The sequence below is a fragment of the Microbacterium sp. Se5.02b genome, from assembly GCF_019464375.1.
Lineage (GTDB): Bacteria > Actinomycetota > Actinomycetes > Actinomycetales > Microbacteriaceae > Microbacterium.
Genome location: NZ_CP080491.1, coordinates 3040322 through 3059258, shown reverse-complemented (window position 1 = coordinate 3059258; position 18937 = coordinate 3040322). Strand labels below are relative to the sequence as shown.

Sequence of the window (18937 nt, the reverse complement as noted above, 5' to 3'; positions counted from 1 at the left end):
CGCTCGGCACCGGCCGCATGCGTCACATGCACAACGGGGCATACGCCTGCTCCGTAGAATGAGCGTGGGCGGATCCGCCCGACATCCCAGGGAGTGAACGTGGCCCTCATCGTGCAGAAGTACGGCGGCTCGTCGGTCGCCGACGCAGAGAGCATCAAGCGCGTCGCCAAGCGCATCGTCGACACGCGCCGCGCCGGACACGACGTCGTCGTCGCGGTCAGCGCCATGGGCGACACGACCGACGAGCTGCTCGAACTCGCCAATGAGGTCGCGCCCATCCCCGCGCCGCGCGAGCTCGACATGCTCCTCTCCAGCGGGGAGCGCATCTCGATGGCGTTGCTGGCCATGGCGATCCACTCGATGGGATTCGAGGCGCGGTCGTTCACCGGCAGCCAGGCGGGCATGATCACCGACTCGCAGCACGGCGCGGCCCGCATCGTCGATGTCACTCCCATCCGTCTGCGCGAAGCGCTCGATGAGGGCGCGATCGTGATCGTCGCCGGATTCCAGGGTTTCAACCGCGACACCCGCGACATCACCACGCTCGGTCGCGGCGGCTCCGACACGACCGCCGTCGCCCTCGCGGCTGCGCTCGACGCCGACGTGTGCGAGATCTACAGCGATGTAGACGGCATCTTCACCGCTGACCCGCGCGTCATCCCGAAGGCGCAGAAGCTCGATCACGTCTCGAGCGAGGAGATGCTCGAGCTCGCGGCCAACGGCGCCAAGGTGCTGTACATCCGCGCCGTCGAGTACGCACGCCGTCACGGCGTCCTGATTCACGCTCGGTCGACGTTCTCGTCGGCCGAGGGCACGTACGTTCTGGGCGAGGGCATGAAGAACCCTCGCGAAGCCGAGGGAGCAGTCATGGAAGAACCGATCGTCGCCGGCGTCGCCACCGATTTCAGCCAGGCCAAGATCACGGTCGCCGGCGTGCCGGACGTTCCGGGCAAGGCCGCCGAGATCTTCAAGATCGTCGCCAAGTCCGGCGCCAACGTCGACATGATCGTGCAGAACGTGTCGGCCACCGGACGCACCGACATCTCCTTCACCGTGCCGAAGGCGGATGCCGCGGCAGCGCTCAAGGCCCTCGCGGGCGACCAGTCCGAGGTCGGCTTCCAGAACCTCATCCACGACGACCAGATCGGCAAGCTCTCGGTGGTCGGTGCGGGGATGCGCACGCACTCCGGCGTCTCGGCGACCCTGTTCGAGGCGCTGTCGGCCGGCGGCATCAACATCGAGATGATCTCCACGTCGGAGATCCGCATCTCGGTGGTGCTCCGCGACACCGACCTGACCGAAGCTGCGCGCACCGTGCACACCGCCTACGGCCTCGACGGCGAGGCGGAAGCGACCGTCCACGCCGGTACCGGTCGCTGATCCGACCCGTCGGATCCCGACGCTTCGCCGAGGAAGAGACGTTTCGCCGAGGGATTCTGTGAAACCCTCGGCGGATCGTCTTCCGCTCGGCGAATCGACTTCGAGTCCGGGAATCGTCTCCCCGGCATCCGACCGCGATAGACTCACCGAAACCCTGACACCGGCGCCAGGCGCAGCTTCCGCATCCCGACGCCGCGCCCGAAGCCTCGTACGCAGTACCGCACGACGCCAAGGAACATCATGACCCGCATCTCCGAATCAGGACTCTCCGTCGCCATCGTCGGCGCCACCGGCCAGGTGGGCACCGTGATGCGCGAGATTCTCGCCGAGCGGTCGTTCCCGATCCGCGATCTGCGCCTGTTCTCCTCGGCGCGCTCCGCAGGCACCGCGATCGAGTTCGGCGGCGCGACCGTGATCGTCGAAGACGTCGAGACGGCCGATGCCACGGGCATCGACATCGCCCTGTTCTCCGCCGGTGCCACCGCGAGCCGGGCCTACGCACCGCGCTTCGCCGCCGCCGGCGCCGTGGTCGTCGACAACTCCAGCGCGTGGCGGATGGACCCCGAGGTGCCGCTCGTGGTCAGCGAGGTCAACCCGCACGCGATCGACGATCGACCCAAGGGCATCATCGCCAACCCGAACTGCACCACGATGGCCGCGATGCCGGTGCTCAAGGTGCTCGATGCGGAGGCCGGCCTCGAACGTCTGATCGTGTCCACCTACCAGGCCGTGTCCGGCTCCGGTCTCGCCGGCGCCCAGGAGCTGCTCGGTCAGGTCGAGGGCGTCCTCGCGCAGGGCGACACCCTGCGCCTGGTGCACGACGGCTCCGCGATCGATTTCCCGGAGCCCGAGAAGTACGTGGCCCCGATCGCGTTCGACGTGATCCCGCTCGCCGGCAACCTCGTCGACGACGGCGACAACGAGACCGACGAGGAGAAGAAGCTCCGCAACGAGAGCCGCAAGATCCTCGAACTCCCTGATCTTCGTGTCGCGGGTACATGCGTGCGCGTCCCGGTCTTCACCGGCCATTCGCTCTCGATCCACGTCGAGTTCGCGCGCGACATCACGCCAGAGCGCGCTCGCGAGGTCTTGAGCGCGGCGCCCGGCGTCATGCTCGACGAGGTGCCGACGCCGCTGCAGGCCGCAGGCAAGGACCCGAGCTTCGTCGGCCGCATCCGCGCCGATCAGTCCGCGCCCGAGGGCAAGGGGCTCGTGCTCTTCGTCAGCAACGACAACCTCCGCAAGGGTGCAGCGCTGAATGCCGTGCAGATCGCCGAGGTGCTCGCGGAGCGTCTCGCGCCGGTGAGCTGAGTCCCGCGTTCCGATGCCGTCGCATGGTCTGCGGCGGCGCGCCCGCGAACTAGACTGGTTCGGTGACTGAAAACGTCGATGTCGTCCTGATCGGCGGTGGCATCATGAGCGCCACCCTGGGTACTCTGCTGCACGAGCTGCAGCCGGAGTGGAAGATCGTCGCGTTCGAGCGACTCTCGGATGTGGCCCAGGAGAGCTCGAACCCGTGGAACAACGCCGGCACGGGTCACGCCGCCCTGTGCGAACTGAACTACATGCCGCAGCAGGGCGATGCCCCGCTCGATCCCGCCAAGGCGGTGTCGATCAACGAGCAGTTCCAGCAGAGCCGTCAGTTCTGGTCGTCGCTGGTGGAGAAGGGTGTGCTCGACGCGCCGTCCACGTTCATCAACGCCACCCCGCACATGACGTTCGTGCGCGGCGAGAAAGACGTGGCCTACCTCAAGGCACGCTACGAGGTGCTCAAGGAGCAGCCGTTGTTCGCGGGCATCGAGTACAGCGAGGACTCCCGCGTCATCAACACCTGGGCGCCTCTGCTGATGCAGCATCGGCGCAAGGGTGAGCCGTTCGCCGCGACCCGGGTGCCGGCCGGAACCGACGTCGACTTCGGCGCGCTCACCCACCAGCTCTTCGACCACCTCACCGACTCCGGCGTCACGCTGCGCACGAACCACGAGGTGCGCAGCCTGAAGAAGCAGAAGGACGGCACCTGGCTGGTCAAGTACCGCAACAGCATCGGGCACACCCCGAACGAGGTCAGGGCGCGCTTCGTGTTCGTCGGCGCCGGTGGCTGGGCCCTCAAGCTGCTGCAGAACTCCGGCATCCCCGAGATCAAGGGCTACGGCGTCTTCCCTATCGGCGGCCAGTTCCTCAAGACGAGCAACCCGAAGATCGTCGCGCAGCACAAGGCGAAGGTCTACTCCCAGGCGTCGGTCGGCGCGCCGCCGATGTCGGTGCCGCACCTCGACACGCGTGTCGTCGACGGTGAGTCCTCGCTCATGTTCGGGCCGTTCGCGACGTTCAGCCCCAAGTTCCTGAAGAACGGCTCGATGCTCGACATCGTGTCGCAGGTGCGCGCGCACAACCTGCTGCCGATGCTGCAGGTCGCCGTCAAGAACCCCGACCTCATCACCTACCTGGTCGGCGAGCTGCTGAAGAATCACGCCAAGAAGGTCGACAGCCTGCGCACGTTCATGCCCACGGCGAAGGATGAGGACTGGACGCTCATCGACGCGGGACAACGTGCCCAGGTCATGAAGAAGGACCCGAAGAAGGGTGGCATCCTCCAGTTCGGCACCGAGGTCGTCGCGGCCTCCGACGGGTCGATCGCCGGTCTTCTCGGAGCCTCGCCCGGTGCATCGACGGCCGTGCCGATCATGCTCGATCTGCTCAAGAAGTGCTTCCCGGCGGAGTATCCCGGGTGGGAGCCCGAGCTTCGTGCGCTCATCCCCACCTTCGGCAAGAAGCTGAACGATGATGCGGCGCTGGCGGAGGAGTCGACCGAAGCGACCGCCGCGGCCCTCGGCATCAACGTCTGAGGTCGCACCGTGGCGAAGCTTTACTTCCGCTACGGCGCGATGAACTCGGGCAAATCGACCGCCCTGCTCCAGGCGGCGTACAACTATGAGGAGCGCGGGCAGCACGTGCTGCTGGCGAAGCCGGCGATCGACACCAAGGGCGCGTCGGAGATCGAGAGCAGGCTCGGCGTCACCCGCCCTGTCGACTTCCTGATCGCTCCCGGCGACGACGCGCGCGTGCTGTTCGCGGAGCACCGGCAGCGGTTGCAGCATGCGTCGGACGACGCGCTGCTCCCCGGGAGGCCGAGCGATGTGGCCTGTCTGCTCATCGACGAGGCGCAGTTCCTCACGCCGAGCCAGGTCGACGACCTCTTCCGTATCGCCGTGGAAGACGGTATCCCGGTCATGGCGTACGGCATCCGCAACGACTTCCTCACGCATGCGTTCCCCGGGTCCGCGCGTCTGCTGGCGATCGCGCACTCGCTGGAGGAGCTCAAGACGATCTGCCGTTGCGGGCGGAAGGCCGTGTTCAACGGCCGAGTCGTCGGCGGACGGTTCGTGTTCGACGGCGATCAGGTCGCGATCGACGAGGGTGCGGTCGGCACCGCGTCGCCGGAGCTGACCACCTACGAGTCGCTGTGCGGCACCTGTTACCTCGAGGAGTCCGGCGGCCGCCTGGGCTGACCCCTTCGACGTCGTCCGAGCGCATCCCGTCTGCGGGGTGCGCTCGTTTGCGTGGTCTGACCACACGCGGTACCCTGTGGTCAGACCACAGGAGGACGCATGGCCGACCAGCCGACGCGCGCATGGCAGCTCGTGCTCGAGCACATCGAGCGCGACCTCCACGACGGTCGCCTCGGGCCGGGTGACCGTCTCCCCTCGGAGCGCGATCTCGCCACCGCTCTCGGCGTCGGCCGATCGAGCGTGCGTGAGGCATTCCGCGTGCTCGAGGTCATGGGTCTCATCCGCACCGCGACCGGGTCGGGCCCACAGTCCGGCGCGATCGTCATCGCCACGCCGACCGGGGGCATGTCGGCCCTGCTCCGATTGCAGGTCGCCGCGAAGGGCTTCCCCCTCGACCATGTCGTGCGCACGCGTCTTGTGCTCGAAGACGCCGTCGTCGCCGAGATGGCCGCGGCCCCGCAGCGCGACACCGCGCATGCTCACCAGCTGCTCCAGGCGATGGACGCCCCGGAACTCGCGCCGGCGGAGTTCCTCGCGCTCGACGCCCAGCTGCATCTCTCCCTCGCCGAGGCGAGCGGCAACACGGTCATCGCCGCGATGATGGCCGGGCTGCGGTCCTCTATCGAGTCGTACGTGCAGGCGGGCGTCTCCGCGATCCCCGAGTGGGAGGCGATGGCAGCGAGCCTGCGTGCGGAGCATCGCGCACTGGTGTCCGCGATCGATGACGGCGATGTCGACGTCGCTCGGGCCCTCGTGCGCACGCACATCACCGGCTACTACACAGCTGCGGGCCTCACCCGCGACATCCCATCCCCGAACCGAGAGGCAGACCATGGTGCAGCGCCAGCTCCCCAACCCCGCTGAGCTCCTGGAGCTCATGAAGTTCAAGAAGCCCGAACTCGATGGCCGGAAGCGCCGCCTCGACGCCGCGCTCACGATCGGCGATCTGCGGACGATCGCCAAGCGCCGCACCCCGAAGGCGGCGTTCGACTACACCGACGGTGCGGCCGAAGGGGAGCTCTCCCTCACGCGGGCACGTCAGGCGTTCCAGGATGTGGAGTTCCACCCGGGGATCCTGCGCCCTGCGCCCGACGTCGACACGAGCGTGGAGATCCTCGGCGGTCCATCGGCGTTGCCGTTCGGCATCGCGCCGACGGGTTTCACCCGCCTGATGCAGACCGAGGGCGAGGTCGCCGGAGCCGGTGCGGCGGCGGCCGCCGGCATCCCGTTCACCCTCTCCACCCTCGGCACCACGTCGATCGAGGGCGTGAAGGCCGCCAACCCGCACGGACGCAACTGGTTCCAGCTCTACGTCATGCGTGATCGTGAGATCTCGTACGAGCTCACGCGTCGTGCCGCGGCTGCCGGCTTCGACACGCTCCAGTTCACCGTCGACACGCCCGTCGCCGGAGCCCGACTGCGCGACAAGCGCAACGGATTCAGCATCCCGCCGCAGCTCACGCTCGGCACGATCATCAACGCGATCCCGCGCCCCTGGTGGTGGTTCGACTTCCTCACGACGCCGAAGCTGGAGTTCGCCTCGCTCAGCACGACGGGCGGCACGGTCGGCGAGCTTCTGGACGCGGCGATGGACCCGACGATCAGCTATGACGACCTCGCGGTCATCCGCGACATCTGGCCAGGCAAGATCATCATCAAGGGCGTGCAGAACGTGGAGGACTCCGTCCGCTTGCGCGACGAGGGGGTCGACGGCATCGTGCTGTCGAACCACGGCGGCCGCCAGCTCGACCGCGCCCCCATCCCGTTCCACCTGCTGCCCGAGGTCCGCAAGGCGGTGGGCGACGACTTCACGGTCATGATCGACACCGGCATCATGAACGGCGCAGACGTCGTCGCGGCGGTCGCGCTCGGGGCGGACTTCACGCTGATCGGGCGCGCCTACCTCTACGGCCTGATGGCCGGCGGTCGTCAGGGCGTCGACCGGACGATCGCGATCCTGCGCAGCGAGATCGAGCGGACGATGCGCCTGCTGGGCGTGTCTTCCCTCGCCGAGCTCGAACCCGGTCACGTCACTCAGCTGACGCGCCTGGTCCCCGTCTCACGCGCGGCCTCCGAGGCTCACGTCCACTGAGCGTGAGACCCGGCGGTGGCCTCGTGGTCAGGACTGCGGGGCCACCGCTGGGGTGCGGGGTGGCAGCGGCACCAGCATGGACGTCGTCCGGCGATACTCGGCGTAGGCCGGGTACTTCGACGCCGTGATCGATTCGGTGAAGATCGTCGAACCGATGAACAGCAGGGTCAGCAGCGCCGGACCGATGATCGTGGGATTCACCGCACCGCCGATCACGCCTGCACCGCCTGCGACGGCAGCCGTCGCTCCGATCGCGTAGAACGCCCACCACTGTGCCTGTTCGAAGAAGAAGTTGGGGTGTCGGCTGTAGCGGAACAGCCCGGTGGTCGCGAACCCGGGTTCGAGGGTGCCACCGGCCTGCTTCTTGCGCTGATGGAATCGCCACTGCTGCTGGTCGGCGACGGTCTCACCGACCAGGAACGCCAGGAACGCGGCCACGAACACCGCGTCCCATACCGTGAGGGCGGAGGGGTTCTCCGCCGCGACCATCGCGGGGAGGGTGATCAGCACGAGCAGCGTCATCTGATAGACGATGATGAACAGCACGTTGAAGACCTGGAACTGCCACGGTCGCATGCGGCCGCGCAGGATCGCCCAGCGGTAGTCCTCCATGCCCGTGTAGCCGCCCTTGCGCGCGAAGTTGAATGTCAGGCGCGCCCCCCAGGCCGTGGCGAGCACGCCCATGATCACCACGCGGGCGGAACCCTCGCCGTCGGCGAAGGCGCCCACCACGAAGATCCAGACGTAGACGACGGGCACGATCGACCAGGCGCGGTCGACCCAGGACGTGTCTCGCGTGATCAGGGACAGGACCCAGCACACGGCGCTCGCGGCCGCGGCGACGACGATGACGATCAGCAGCGCATCCATGACGCCATGCTAGGGCCCCGCGATGCGCGCGGCGCGACATGGCGCGAGGTCAGAGCGTGCGGAGCAGCACCTCGAGCTTGTCGGCCGTATCCTCCCAGCCGTCCACCGCCACAGACGGCACCCCGATGGCCAGCACCGGGTAGTCGTTGCCGCCCTCGTCGAGGCGGTCGCCGTAGAACAGCATGTCGGTCAGGGCGATCCCCGTGTGCGCGGCGAGCTGCCGCATGCCGAACGCCTTGTCGATGCCGGCCTGGGTGATGTCGATCGACGTGGATCCCCCGAGCGCACTTCGAGTCCAGGAAGGCGGGCGGCGACGGCGTCGCGCAGAGCGCCGCGCTTGCTCCCCGTGGGGTCCCACTCGTGCTTGGCCTCGCGCGGGGCGCGCTGCCCCAGGGCCGAGAAGGTGATTTGCGAGCCGCGGTCCTCGAGGATCTCGCCCCAGGGCTCCGCCTCCCACAGCCCGAGACGCTCGGCCTCTTCGCGGAGCGCCGTCAGCGCGACCTGCTTCTCGTCATCGCTGAGGTCGTGCGCGTAGACCGACGTGAAGTCGGTGCCGTCGTGGCGGAGATAGCGCGTGCCGCAGGTGGGCAGCAGGTGCAGGCGTGCGAGAGCTGTGGCGTCCGCACCGCCGAGACGTGCGACGACCTGCGAACGGAACTGCGCCTCGTTGCCGCCCGAGATGATGGCGACGTCGACCGTGCGGAGGAGGGCGCGGAGAAGGTCGGCGATCCGCGGGTCGATCACACCCTTCGAGGGGGCGAGCGTGTCATCGAGGTCGAAGGCGACGAGTGCGGGCGCGTTCATGATGCCTCCAGCCTAGAAGGTGAATCCTGTGAGTCGCGTCGGGCGATCAGGACTGTGCAGAGCACCGCCAGCGCGACGCCCGCGACCGCTCCTGCGGAGTTGGCCAGGACGTCCGTCACGGTCGCCGCGCGGTGCGGCAATGCGACGCGCTGCGCGGTCTCGATCGCGACGGACAACACGGGGCCCGCCAGCAGGGCGAGCAGCCAGACGCGCCGGGGGAGCAGCACGAACGCCAGGATGCCGACCGGGACGAACACCAGGATGTTCGCGATGATCTCGAGACGTGTGAAGTCGAGCGAGGACCAGCCGAGGCGGTGGGCCACGCCAAGGACCACGTCGAGCAGGTTCGGCATCGTCTGCTCGATCCGCGACGGGGTGAGCGTGAGGGCGGCGAGACCGGCGAGGAACGGGACGGCCAGCACGAGTGCCCAGACTCGCGTGAAACGGCGCGGCGGGGGGAGCAGAGAGCCCATGCGTTCCCTTCGTGCGCGAACCCGATACAGAGAAGGCCGCCCCTGGGGGCGGCCTTCCGGTGTCACTGGTCGGGGTGACAGGATTTGAACCTGCGACCTCTTCGTCCCGAACGAAGCGCGCTACCAAGCTGCGCCACACCCCGTTTGCAACCCTCCGAGTCTACAGGGAAATGCTCTGCACGCCGAATCGAGGCGGGCGATCAGTTCCGTGCGGTCAGGGTGAGCAGCGTCGCCTCGGGGCGGCAGGCGAAACGGACAGGTGCGTAGATGGAGTGCCCGCACCCGGCGCTGACGTTGAGCGGCACGGAGCGGCCGTCGTGCGTCCAGGTGCTGAGCCCCTTCGCCTGCTTCAACGGGATGTCGCAGTTCGCCACGAGGGCGCCGTAGCCGGGGAGGCAGACCTGCCCGCCGTGGGTGTGCCCGCCCAGGATCGCGTCCGCGCCGAGGTCCGTGAATCCGTTGAGCACCCGCTGGTAGGGCGCATGCGTGACCCCCAGCATCGGAGTCGTGGCCTCCCGCTGCCCGAGGGCTGCGATCGCGGCGGGGAGCACGTCGAGGCGGTCCCAGTCCCGATGCGCGTCGTTCACGCCGAAGAGGTCGAGTGCGGCTCCGGCGATCGTGAGCCGCGCTGCAGCGTTGTTCAGATCGGTCCACCCGAGCTCGTCCGCGAAGTAGCGGTCCATCGCCTCGGTGTCGAGGTGCGCGGGCTCGTGATGCTTCTTCGACGGTCCGAGGAAGTACCGCAGAGGGTTCCTGGGGGAGGGAGCCGTGACATCGTTCGATCCGTGCACGAACACGCCGGGGATGCCGGCGAGCGGGTCGAACGCGCGGCGGATGCCGTCGAGACCGTTCACGTGCCCGAGGTTGTCGCCGGTGTTGACGACGAGATCGGGCTTCAGCGCGGCGAGCGAGCCCAGCCAGTCCTGCTTGCGGTGCTGCCACGGTGCCATGTGCGCGTCGGAGAGGTGCAGGATCCGCAGCGGCCTCGACCCCGCGGGAAGCGCGGGCGCGGTGACGTCGCGCACCGTGAAGAGGTAACGCTCGATGCCGATGCCCCAGACCGCCGCGGCCGCACCGACGGCCCCCACCGCGCCGAGCGCGATGAGGGCCGGGTGCGCCGTCCGGCCGGTGCCTACTGACACGTCACGGTGATGCCGGTGGTCTTACTCGTCGCCGTGCCCGGTGGGGGATTCGTGGACGCCACGACCGCGCTCGGAGGGTTGCAGGAGTTGTCGATGTCGATCGACGTGAACCCCGCGCTTCGGAGGGCCGCCGTCGCCTCGGTGGGCGATTTCCCGACCAGGTCCGCCGGCACGGTCGTGCCCTGACCGTTGCTCGGCGAGATGGTGATGGTCGCGCCACCCGCCGCCTGCCCGGACGGATCCTGAGCAGCGACGATGTTGGTCGGCTTGTCGCTCTCGACGGGCGCGCCGTTGGTGACCGAGAAGCCGCGGCTCTCCAGCGTCGATCTCGCCTCATCCATCGTCATGCCGACGACGTCCGGTACCTCGGTGACCACGCGACGCGTCAGGTTGCGGTCCGCGTCGGGGAACCTGTCGCCCCCGTACGCGGCGTTGGCGGCCGCCTGTGCAGCCCTGGCCAGCGGATACCGCATGGCGTTGAGCTGGTAGTTGCCCGCCCACTTCTGATAGATGTCGGCCTGGCCCTTCCAACGGCCCGCCCACACGGCGGTGGTGACCTTCGTGCTCGACTCGATCATCATCGTGGACCAGCGGTCGTGTGTTCCGGTCTTGCCGATGAGGGGCGTGCCGTCGTAGGGGTTCGCCTGGTTGCCGGTGCCGCCGTTCATCACACTTTGCAGGGCGTACGCCGCGGTCGCCGCGACCTCCTTGGAGATGACGCCCTCGGTGCACGCCGCCGCCGGCAGCTCTCGCTCCTTGCCGTCGGGGCCGACGACGCGGTCGATCGCTCGCGGCGTGCAGTACGTGCCACCGCTCGCCACCGTGGCGTAGGCGCCGGCCATGGCGATCGGCGAGATGTTCTTCGGGCCGAGCACGTCGTACGGCACGTTCTCGTCGGTGACCTTCTTGCCGTTGGCGAGTGTGACGCCCATGCGGTCGGCGACCTTGTTGATGTCGCAGATGTCGAGCTTCGACGCCATGGCGAAGTACCCGCTGTTGAGCGAGTTGCGCGTGAAGTTCATGACCGACCCCGTGGAGCCGCCGCCCCCACCGAAGTTGCCGATCTCCTTGGTGTTCGTCGACTGCGGAACGGTGCAGACGGGGATCTTCAGGTTGGTCTGCACGCGGCCGTTGAGCACCTCGTTGACGGAATGGCCCTTCTCGAGCCAGTCGATCAGGGTGAAGAGCTTGTACACCGATCCGACTTGGAAGCCGCCGGAATTGCCGTGCAACTGGTCACCCGCGAAGACGAGGGACGTCTTGGCGAGGTCGTCGGTCGGGGTCTCCACGAACTGCGTGTTCTGCGTCATCGAGAGGATGCGGCCGGTGCCGACCTCGATCGAGACCCCGGCGGCGCCGAAGTAGTTGTTGTCGTAGTTCGCGGGGACGATCTCGCCCATCGTGCGGGCGGCGTCGTTCTGGATGCGGAAGTCGAGCGACGTGTAGATCTTGAGCCCGCCGCGGCGCAGCAGATCGCGTCGATCCTGCTCCGTCGCCCCGAAGGCCTCGTCGTTCTCGACGATGGACTTCACGTACTGGCAGAAGTACGCGTTCGGGCCCGCGCCGCCGCAGCCCTGCGTCGGAACCTTGATCGCGGGCGTGATCGGAGCGGCCTTGGCCTCGTCGTACTGCGCCTGAGTGATCTTGCCGTCGGCGAGCATCCGGCCGAGCACGTAGTCGCGGCGATCCTTCGTCCCTGCGTACCCGTCGGCCTCGCTGTTCTGCGCGACACCTTCCTTGTTGGTCCAGGTGCCTTCCTTCTTGTCGATCCGGTACGTGTTCGGGTTCTGCACGATGCCGGCGAGGGTCGCGGCCTGTGCCACGGTCAGGTTCGCCGCCGTCGTCGAGAAGTAGTAGCGCGACGCGGCCTCGATGCCGTAGACGGTGCCGCCGAAGTTCGCGATGTTGAGGTAACCGAGAAGGATGTCGTTCTTCGAGTAGTCCTTCTCGATCTGGATGGCGTAGCGCATCTCCTGCAGCTTGCGCTCGATGCCGTCGGCGCCCGTCGCCTCGGTCGCATCCCGCCAGCACTGCTGCAGCTCTTCGGAATACGTGTCGGAGGTGGTGTCGACGTTCTGCTCGCACTCCTGGATGCGGACGTTCTTGACGAACTGCTGGCTGATCGTCGACGCGCCGCGACTGGAGGTTCCGCGGACGTTGTCGATCAGCGCCTTCATGGTGGCGCCCACGTTGACGCCGCCGTGGCTGTAGAAGCTCTTGTCCTCACTGGAGAGGATCGCGTCGTACAGCACAGGGGAGACCTGGTCGTACTTGACGGGGACGCGGTTCTGCTCGTAGAACGAGGCGAGGGCGATGTCCTTGCCGTCCTGATCGGTCGCGTAGATCGTGGACTGCTCCATGGGGTTGTCCACCTGCAGGACCTCGGGGAGCTCGTCGAAGAGCGTGAGCGCCTGGGCGCCGGCGAGTCCGGACATCGTCAAGACGGGGGTGACGCTGGCGGCGACCAGGAGTCCGGCGACGGCGCTCAGACCGACGAGCCCGACGAGACCGCCGAGGACGCCTCTCACCGTGCGATTCTTTTGGGGCATACGCTTGATCGTAGGGGAGTTCCCTGAATACCACCTTTGACGAGCCCGGCCCCGGATCAGGGTGTCGCGCCCCGATCGACAGGAGTGCCATGACCACGTGGGAGTACCTCACCACGCCGCTGCTGATCCACAACACCGCTGCGATCCTCAACAACTGGGGCAAGCAGGGCTGGGAGCTGGTGCAGGTCGTGCAGGGCCCCGAGGGAGGGCTCGTCGCCTACCTGAAGCGCCCCGTGACCACCGACGCCTCGGCGAACGCGGGACTCGCCGCCGCGGAGCAGGCTGCCCGCCAGTTCGAGGGAGGGCAGGCGTGAGCGTCGCCGCCCGGCTCGCCGAGCTCGGCATCGAGCTTCCCGCCGTCGCGGCACCTGTCGCGGCCTACGTCCCGGCCGTCGTCCACGGCGGGCTGGTCTACACCTCGGGTCAACTGCCCTTCGTCGACGGCACGCTGCCTGCTGTGGGCAAGGTGGGCACGCAGGTCTCGGCGGAAGACGCCAAGGCCTATGCGCGCACCTGTGCGCTGAACGCGCTCGCCGCGGCCGCCGACGCGGCGGGTGGCGTCGATCGCATCGCCGGTGTGCTCCGCGTCGGTGGATTCGTCGCCTCCGCTGCCGCATTCATCGGTCAGCCCGGCGTCGTCAACGGTGCGAGCGAGGTGCTCGGCGAGATCTTCGGCGACGCCGGACGCCACGCTCGCGCGGCCGTCGGAGTCGCCGAGCTTCCCCTCGGAAGCCCCGTCGAGGTCGAGGTGACCTTCATCCTCGCCTGACGCGCCGTGACGGCATCCGTGTCGATCGCGGAACGACGAACGCGCCTCCCCGTGTCGGGGAGGCGCGTTCGTCGTCTGCGGCGACGGACCTACTTCACCTGCGCCGAGATGATGCTCATCACCGCGGTGTCCGCGAGCGTCGTGGTGTCGCCGACCTCGCGCCCCTCGGCGACATCGCGCAGCAGACGTCGCATGATCTTCCCCGAGCGGGTCTTGGGCAGCTCGCCGACGATGTACACGTCGCGGGGACGGGCGATGGCGCCGATCTGCTCGCCGACCCACAGGCGCAGCTGCTGGGCGAGACCTGCGGGCTCGTGTTCTGCGAGGTAGCTCTCCTTGATGATGACGAAGGCGACGACGGCCTGGCCGGTCGTCTCGTCGGATGCGCCGACCACCGCGGCCTCGGCCGTCGCCTCGTGCGCTACCAGCGACGACTCGATCTCGGCGGTGGAGAGACGGTGCCCTGAGACGTTCATGACGTCGTCGACGCGGCCGAGCAGCCACAGGTCGCCGTCCTCGTCGAGGCGTGCTCCGTCGCCGGCGAAGTAGTAGCCCTGGTCCTCGAACTTCTCCCAATAGGTCTCGCGGTAGCGCTCCGGATCGCCCCAGATGCCACGCAGCATGCTCGGCCACGGCTCGGTGATCACCAGCAGTCCGCCGTTGCCGTTGCCCACCTCGACGCCCTGCTCGTCGACGACGTCGATCGAGATGCCGGGGAGGGGGACCTGTGCGGATCCGGGCTTGGTCTCGGTGACGCCGGGAAGTGCCGACACCATGATCGCGCCGGTCTCGGTCTGCCACCAGGTGTCGACGATCGGGGTCTTGCCGGCGCCGATCACCTCGCGGTACCACATCCATGCCTCGGGGTTGATGGGCTCGCCCACCGATCCCAGCAGACGCAAGGATGACAGGTCGAACTTCTTCGGGACGCTGCGGCCGATCTTCATGAACGAGCGGATGGCGGTCGGGGCGGTGTAGAAGATCGAGACCTTGTACTTCTCGATGATCTCCCACCAGCGTCCGGGGTGCGGCGTGTCCGGTGTGCCTTCGTAGAGGACCTGGGTCGCGCCGTTCGCCAGGGGGCCGTACGTGACGTAGCTGTGGCCGGTGATCCACCCGATGTCGGCTGTGCACCAGAACACATCGGTCTCCGGGTGCAGGTCGAACACGTACTTGTGGGAGTACGCGGCCTGGGTGAGATAGCCGCCGGAGGTGTGCAGGATGCCCTTGGGCTTCCCCGTGGTCCCCGAGGTGTAGAGGATGAAGAGCGGGTTCTCCGCGGGGAAGGCCTGCGCGGTGTGCTCGGCCGATGCCTCGGGCACCACATCGTGCCACCACAGGTCGCGGCCTTCGATCCAGTCGACGTCGTTCTCGCCGCGCTTGACGACCAGGACGTGCTCGACGGTCTGCTGCTCGCCCTCACCGCGGTCGGCCAGCGCCTGGTCGACCGCGGGCTTGAGCGCCGAGACGCGACCCTTGCGGTAGCCGCCGTCGGCGGTGATCACGAGCTTCGCTCCCGCGTCGTCGATGCGCGAGCGCAGACTGTCGGCGCTGAACCCGCCGAAGACGACCGAGTGGATGGCGCCGAGGCGCGCGACCGCGAGCATCGAGGCGATCGCCTCGGGGATCATCGGCAGATAGATCGCCACGCGGTCGCCCTGTCCGATGCCGAGTCCGGACAACACGTTCGCGACGCGCTTGACCTCGTCGGTGAGCTCCGCGTAGGTGATACGGCGGGAGTCGCCGGGCTCGCCCTCCCAGTGCAGGGCGACGCGATCGCCGTTGCCGGCTTCGACATGGCGGTCGAGGCAGTTGTAGGCGACGTTGATCTCGCCATCGTCGAACCACTTGGCGAACGGCGGGTTCGTCCAGTCGAGGACCTGTGTGAACGGCTTGTGCCAGTGCACGAGCTCACGGGACTGCTCGCCCCAGAAGGTCTCGCGATCAGTGGCAGCGCGCTCATACAGTGCGGGCGACGAGATGGTCTGGGCGACGAACTCCTCCGATGGCGCGAACCGCCGGGTCTCGTCGAGAAGGTGGTCGATCTGGCTGCTCATCGGCAGGCGCTCCTTTGCGGCATTCGGGTCGTTCGAGCGTGGTCGCGGGGGTGGTCGACCAGGTCACGGCGAATCTATCCTCGTGACTCGGGAGCGCATACTGCCGAAAGTCGGTAGTCGCGTCGGTTTTGTCAGGACGGTTGCCTTGCGTACACTCGACGACAGCCGAAATCTCATTCCGGCCTTGGCGTGCCCGATTCCCCCAATCGTGGTCCGCCGTGGGCGGCATCTCATTCCCCCCGTGAGATGCCGCCCATTCCGTTGGGAGCGCTCCCGCCTGTGCCCGCCCGCTCGCCCCGAATTCCTGCACCGGCTGTGGGGAGATGCGGCTTGTGCACAGTCCTCGAGCCATCGATGAGCGCCTGGAGACAGGGCTCATCGCCGCCGCCTAGCGTCGCGGTATGACAGATTCCTTCGTCATCCAGCCCAGGGAAGACTCGCGTGTCGCCCTCTCGACGGACGCCGCCTGCGAGCCGCTGCGCCTCGATCACGCCTTCGGTCCCCTTCGCGCTCACATCGACGAGACCGTCACCGACGTGTTCGTCAACGGAACATGCGGTCTGTTCGTCGATCGGGGGCATGGGGCCGAAGCCGTAGCCGGCTGGCGCGCATCGGAGCGGGAGGTCCGTGAGCTCGCCGTCGCCCTCGTCGGCCTCGGCGGCCGCCATCTCGACGATCAGGCGCCGTGCGTCGACGTTCGCCTGAACTCCGGAATCCGCGTGCACGCCGTCCTCGCACCCGTCGCGACCGCGGGAACCGCTCTGTCGATCCGCATCCCCAGGGTGCGCGCCGCGGATCTCGACGCTCTCGCGGCCCTCGGCGCGTTCGGAGCGCGCCAGCAGGCGTGGTTGCTCGACCTTGTCGCGAAGCGGGCGAACATCCTCATCACGGGCGGGACCGGAACCGGCAAGACCACGCTGCTCTCCGCACTGCTGTCGGCGGTGCCCCCGACCGAGCGCATCGTCACCATCGAAGACGTGGCCGAGCTGCGCCCTCGCCATCCGCATCACGTCGCACTCGAGGCGCGTCAGGCCAATTTGGAAGGCGCAGGAGGGATCTCCCTTTCCCGCCTCGTGCGGGAATCCCTCCGGATGCGGCCGGATCGGCTGGTGGTCGGCGAATGCCGAGGCGAAGAGGTCCGAGAACTGCTCACAGCGTTGAACACCGGGCATGACGGAGGGGCGGGCACGCTGCACGCCAGTGGACTCCGGGATGTTCCCGCTCGTCTCGAAGCACTCGGCGCCCTGGCGGGCATGGACGCCGTCGCACTCGCGCGTCAGTGCGTCAGTGCCTTCACCGTGGTGCTCCACCTCGACCGCGCTCCGGGCGGAGTTCGACGGATCCGAAACGCAGGACGCCTCGTGATCACCGGCGACCGGCTCGACATCCAGGAGGTGAGTCCATGGTGATCCGCCTGCGCGGAGGCGGGGAACGCTCGAGCGGGGGTGCTGACGTGGCTGCGTCCGTGCAGACGTTGGCGGTGCTTCTGCAGGCGGGAGCCGTGCCGCTGATCGCCTGGCGTCACGTCGCCGGAACCGGAGACCGGCACGCCGCTGCCGTGGTCGATCGGGTCGACCGTGGCGTCCCCCTTCTGCCGGCGATCGAGGCCGAGGGTGGCGCGTGGGTCGACCTGGCAGCGGCATGGGAGATCGCGACGACGGTCGGTGCTCCGCTCGCGGAAGTTCTCCGGATCATCGCCGAGTCGTTGCGAGACGCCTCCGCCGCCGACGACGACGTGCGCATCGCCCTCGCCGAGCCCGCGGGGACCGCACGACTGCTGCTCTGGATGCCCTTCGCCGGACTCGTCCTCGGCTTCGCTCTCGGGTTCGACACCCTCGGGGTCGTGATCGGGAATCCGCTCGGCGCCCTCTGCGTGATCGCCGGGCTCCTCCTCGTGCTCGCAGCACGTGTGTGGACGGGCCGGCTTCTGCGTCGCGCGCGACCGGCACCGGGAATCCCGGGCATGCAGGCGGAGCTGATGGCCGTGGCGCTCGCGGGCGGGGTATCCATCGACCGTGCGCGACGGCTGGTCGCCGAGAGTTCCGCATCCGTCGGAGCCGATCATCGGATCGACACCGTGCTCGATCTGTCGCGCGCCGCGGGCGTACCCGCTGCCGAACTCCTCAGGGCATCCGCCGCACAAGACCGCCACTCCGCCAGAGTGCAGGGGCGTCTGCGTGCGGCGAAACTCTCGACGCGGCTGTTGATCCCTCTGGGCGTGTGCACGTTGCCGGCGTTCCTGCTGCTCGGCGTTGCGCCTCTTCTGCTCAGCGTCCTGTCCTCGACACCCTTGCCGGTGTGACCGGCATCAGATCACCCGATGCGCAGGCATCCCAGAGAAAGAAGAACATCATGAAGAGCATTCCCCGATTGGACCGACGCCGTGCGGCAGGACTCTTCGGCGACGACACCGGCGCAGCGACCGCCGAGTACGCGATCACCACGATGGCTGCTGTGGCCTTCGCCGGTCTCCTTGTCGCGATCATGAGATCCGACGAGGTCCGCGGCATCCTGACCAACCTCGTGCGGCGAGCTCTGACGGTGTCGTGATGCGCGCGAGGGGAAGGTCCAGCGGTGGACGCCGATGCCGCGCGCTGTCGCGCATCGAGCCCGACGACCGCGAGCGCGGATCGGTCGCTGCCGAACTCGCGCTCGCGCTACCCGCGGTGGTGCTCGCGCTCCTGCTCGGAGCGGGCGCGCTCAGTGCGGCAGCGCGCCAGGTCGCCCTTCAAGACGCATCAGCCGACGCTGCTCGTCTCCTCGGGCGCGGTGAAGGGGCCGCGGCTGCCGCACGGGTGGTGAACGTGGCGGTCCCCGCGGCGCATGTCTCCTCCTCCCGTTCGGGCGACCTGGTCTGCGTCACCGCGACCACAGAGGCGATGATCGGCAGCCTCGTCCGGGTGCCGCAGCGAGCGTCGAGCTGTGCGCTCGACGGCGGCCTCTGATGGCGGGCACGGCGCTTGCCGCCGGCGTCCTCACGGTCGCCGCTGCGCTGTCCCTCGGGCTGGCGGCTGTCGGGGGAGCGTGCGTCACCGCGCAGCGGGTGGCAGGCGCCGCCGATGCCGCGGCGCTCGCGGCAGCCGATACCGCGAGCGGCGCCGTGCCGGGCACGGACGCGCCGTGCACGGTCGCGGGGCGGGTGGCGACGGCAGCAGGAGCCGCACTCACCGGCTGCACCCTCGAAGGCTTCGTGGCGACCGTGGAGGTCCAGGCGGCGTACGCTGGTCTCGCAGCCGTCTCCCGAGCCCGTGCCGGGCCACCCGAGGGATGATGACGGCCGTGCGACCTCGCT

Annotated in this window: 18 protein-coding genes, 1 tRNA gene and 1 pseudogene; 13 read left to right on the top strand and 7 right to left on the bottom strand. The window is 68.5% G+C overall.

Annotation, left to right across the window (positions count from 1 at the left end):
* Positions 1–99: 99 nt before the first annotated feature.
* The 6 genes from K1X59_RS15225 to K1X59_RS15200 all read left to right on the top strand — a co-directional run bounded on the left by K1X59_RS15225 (position 100) and on the right by K1X59_RS15200 (position 6981).
* Entirely contained in the window at positions 100–1380 is a 1281-nt protein-coding gene (locus K1X59_RS15225) for an aspartate kinase (protein WP_183150696.1), read from the top strand.
* A gap of 240 nt (positions 1381–1620) precedes the next feature.
* A complete protein-coding gene (locus K1X59_RS15220; RefSeq protein ID WP_183150695.1) occupies positions 1621–2691 on the top strand; it encodes an aspartate-semialdehyde dehydrogenase in 1071 nt (356 codons plus the stop codon).
* Positions 2692–2753: 62 nt separating this feature from the next.
* Positions 2754–4226 carry a malate:quinone oxidoreductase gene (locus tag K1X59_RS15215; RefSeq protein WP_183150694.1) on the top strand — a complete coding sequence of 491 codons (1473 nt, stop codon included), beginning with the start codon at positions 2754–2756 and terminating at the stop codon, positions 4224–4226.
* A 9-nt stretch (positions 4227–4235) separates the two neighbouring features.
* Positions 4236–4889, top strand: coding sequence for a thymidine kinase (locus tag K1X59_RS15210; RefSeq protein WP_183150693.1), 654 nt, complete (start codon positions 4236–4238; stop codon positions 4887–4889).
* A gap of 99 nt (positions 4890–4988) precedes the next feature.
* Positions 4989–5753 carry a FadR/GntR family transcriptional regulator gene (locus K1X59_RS15205; RefSeq protein WP_220173549.1) on the top strand — a complete coding sequence of 255 codons (765 nt, stop codon included), beginning with the start codon at positions 4989–4991 and terminating at the stop codon, positions 5751–5753.
* Entirely contained in the window at positions 5722–6981 is a 1260-nt protein-coding gene (locus K1X59_RS15200; RefSeq protein WP_183150692.1) for an alpha-hydroxy acid oxidase, read from the top strand. Before K1X59_RS15205 ends, K1X59_RS15200 begins: the two co-directional genes overlap by 32 nt.
* Before the next feature lie 27 nt (positions 6982–7008).
* Here the strand turns inward: K1X59_RS15200 and K1X59_RS15195 are convergent, their stop codons facing one another.
* The 6 genes and pseudogenes from K1X59_RS15195 to K1X59_RS15170 form a co-directional block, all read right to left on the bottom strand.
* Positions 7009–7851: a DUF1295 domain-containing protein gene (locus K1X59_RS15195; protein WP_183150691.1), complete on the bottom strand. Its 843-nt coding sequence runs from the start codon at positions 7849–7851 to the stop codon at positions 7009–7011.
* 49 nt (positions 7852–7900) lie between these two features.
* Positions 7901–8655, bottom strand: a pseudogene (locus tag K1X59_RS15190) (HAD-IIB family hydrolase).
* Entirely contained in the window at positions 8652–9128 is a 477-nt protein-coding gene (locus K1X59_RS15185) for a VanZ family protein (RefSeq protein WP_183150690.1), read from the bottom strand. The pseudogene K1X59_RS15190 and the gene K1X59_RS15185 overlap by 4 nt, the downstream one beginning before the upstream one ends.
* A gap of 66 nt (positions 9129–9194) precedes the next feature.
* Positions 9195–9271 (bottom strand) — tRNA-Pro (locus K1X59_RS15180).
* A 57-nt stretch (positions 9272–9328) separates the two neighbouring features.
* The gene (locus tag K1X59_RS15175) at positions 9329–10270 is read right to left on the bottom strand and encodes a metallophosphoesterase (RefSeq protein WP_183150689.1); all 942 of its coding nucleotides are present in this window, start codon (positions 10268–10270) and stop codon (positions 9329–9331) included.
* Positions 10261–12819, bottom strand: coding sequence for a penicillin-binding protein (locus K1X59_RS15170; RefSeq protein ID WP_220173548.1), 2559 nt, complete (start codon positions 12817–12819; stop codon positions 10261–10263). The genes K1X59_RS15175 and K1X59_RS15170 overlap by 10 nt, the downstream gene beginning before the upstream one ends.
* Positions 12820–12908: 89 nt before the next feature.
* Between K1X59_RS15170 and K1X59_RS15165 the strand changes: the two genes are divergently transcribed.
* Both K1X59_RS15165 and K1X59_RS15160 read left to right on the top strand, forming a co-directional pair.
* Positions 12909–13133 (top strand): hypothetical protein, encoded by a 225-nt coding sequence (locus K1X59_RS15165; RefSeq protein ID WP_183150688.1) that lies wholly within the window; start codon positions 12909–12911, stop codon positions 13131–13133.
* Entirely contained in the window at positions 13130–13588 is a 459-nt protein-coding gene (locus K1X59_RS15160; protein ID WP_220173547.1) for a RidA family protein, read from the top strand. The genes K1X59_RS15165 and K1X59_RS15160 overlap by 4 nt, the downstream gene beginning before the upstream one ends.
* An 89-nt stretch (positions 13589–13677) precedes the next feature.
* Here K1X59_RS15160 and acs read toward each other — a convergent pair whose 3' ends face one another.
* A complete protein-coding gene (acs, locus tag K1X59_RS15155) occupies positions 13678–15645 on the bottom strand; it encodes an acetate--CoA ligase (RefSeq protein WP_220173546.1) in 1968 nt (655 codons plus the stop codon).
* Positions 15646–16046: 401 nt separating this feature from the next.
* Here acs and K1X59_RS15150 point away from each other — a divergent pair, with 401 nt between their 5' ends.
* Genes K1X59_RS15150 through K1X59_RS15130 form a run of 5 tightly spaced genes read left to right on the top strand, consistent with a single transcriptional unit; the run spans position 16047 to position 18916 of the window.
* Entirely contained in the window at positions 16047–17054 is a 1008-nt protein-coding gene (locus K1X59_RS15150) for a TadA family conjugal transfer-associated ATPase (protein WP_183150686.1), read from the top strand.
* 44 nt (positions 17055–17098) lie between these two features.
* Positions 17099–17947, top strand: a complete 849-nt coding sequence (locus K1X59_RS15145; RefSeq protein WP_258566871.1) for a type II secretion system F family protein — start codon at positions 17099–17101, stop codon at positions 17945–17947.
* Positions 17948–17997: 50 nt separating this feature from the next.
* Positions 17998–18195 carry a DUF4244 domain-containing protein gene (locus tag K1X59_RS15140; protein WP_183150685.1) on the top strand — a complete coding sequence of 66 codons (198 nt, stop codon included), beginning with the start codon at positions 17998–18000 and terminating at the stop codon, positions 18193–18195.
* The gene (locus tag K1X59_RS15135) at positions 18195–18590 is read left to right on the top strand and encodes a TadE family type IV pilus minor pilin (protein ID WP_220173544.1); all 396 of its coding nucleotides are present in this window, start codon (positions 18195–18197) and stop codon (positions 18588–18590) included. The genes K1X59_RS15140 and K1X59_RS15135 overlap by 1 nt, the downstream gene beginning before the upstream one ends.
* A complete protein-coding gene (locus K1X59_RS15130) occupies positions 18590–18916 on the top strand; it encodes a helicase (protein ID WP_220173543.1) in 327 nt (108 codons plus the stop codon). The genes K1X59_RS15135 and K1X59_RS15130 overlap by 1 nt, the downstream gene beginning before the upstream one ends.
* Positions 18917–18937: the final 21 nt, after the last annotated feature.

Coding starts and splice junctions, on each gene's coding strand:
- K1X59_RS15200 (WP_183150692.1), top strand. CDS start 5,722: ATGGTGCAGCGCCAGCTCCCCAACCCCGCTGAGCTCCTGGAGCTCATG.
- K1X59_RS15150 (WP_183150686.1), top strand. CDS start 16,047: ATGACAGATTCCTTCGTCATCCAGCCCAGGGAAGACTCGCGTGTCGCC.
- K1X59_RS15130 (WP_220173543.1), top strand. CDS start 18,590: ATGGCGGGCACGGCGCTTGCCGCCGGCGTCCTCACGGTCGCCGCTGCG.
- K1X59_RS15205 (WP_220173549.1), top strand. CDS start 4,989: ATGGCCGACCAGCCGACGCGCGCATGGCAGCTCGTGCTCGAGCACATC.
- K1X59_RS15135 (WP_220173544.1), top strand. CDS start 18,195: ATGCGCGCGAGGGGAAGGTCCAGCGGTGGACGCCGATGCCGCGCGCTG.
- K1X59_RS15165 (WP_183150688.1), top strand. CDS start 12,909: ATGACCACGTGGGAGTACCTCACCACGCCGCTGCTGATCCACAACACC.
- acs (WP_220173546.1), bottom strand. CDS start 15,645: ATGAGCAGCCAGATCGACCACCTTCTCGACGAGACCCGGCGGTTCGCG.
- K1X59_RS15185 (WP_183150690.1), bottom strand. CDS start 9,128: ATGGGCTCTCTGCTCCCCCCGCCGCGCCGTTTCACGCGAGTCTGGGCA.
- K1X59_RS15220 (WP_183150695.1), top strand. CDS start 1,621: ATGACCCGCATCTCCGAATCAGGACTCTCCGTCGCCATCGTCGGCGCC.
- K1X59_RS15195 (WP_183150691.1), bottom strand. CDS start 7,851: ATGGATGCGCTGCTGATCGTCATCGTCGTCGCCGCGGCCGCGAGCGCC.
- K1X59_RS15170 (WP_220173548.1), bottom strand. CDS start 12,819: ATGCCCCAAAAGAATCGCACGGTGAGAGGCGTCCTCGGCGGTCTCGTC.
- K1X59_RS15140 (WP_183150685.1), top strand. CDS start 17,998: ATGAAGAGCATTCCCCGATTGGACCGACGCCGTGCGGCAGGACTCTTC.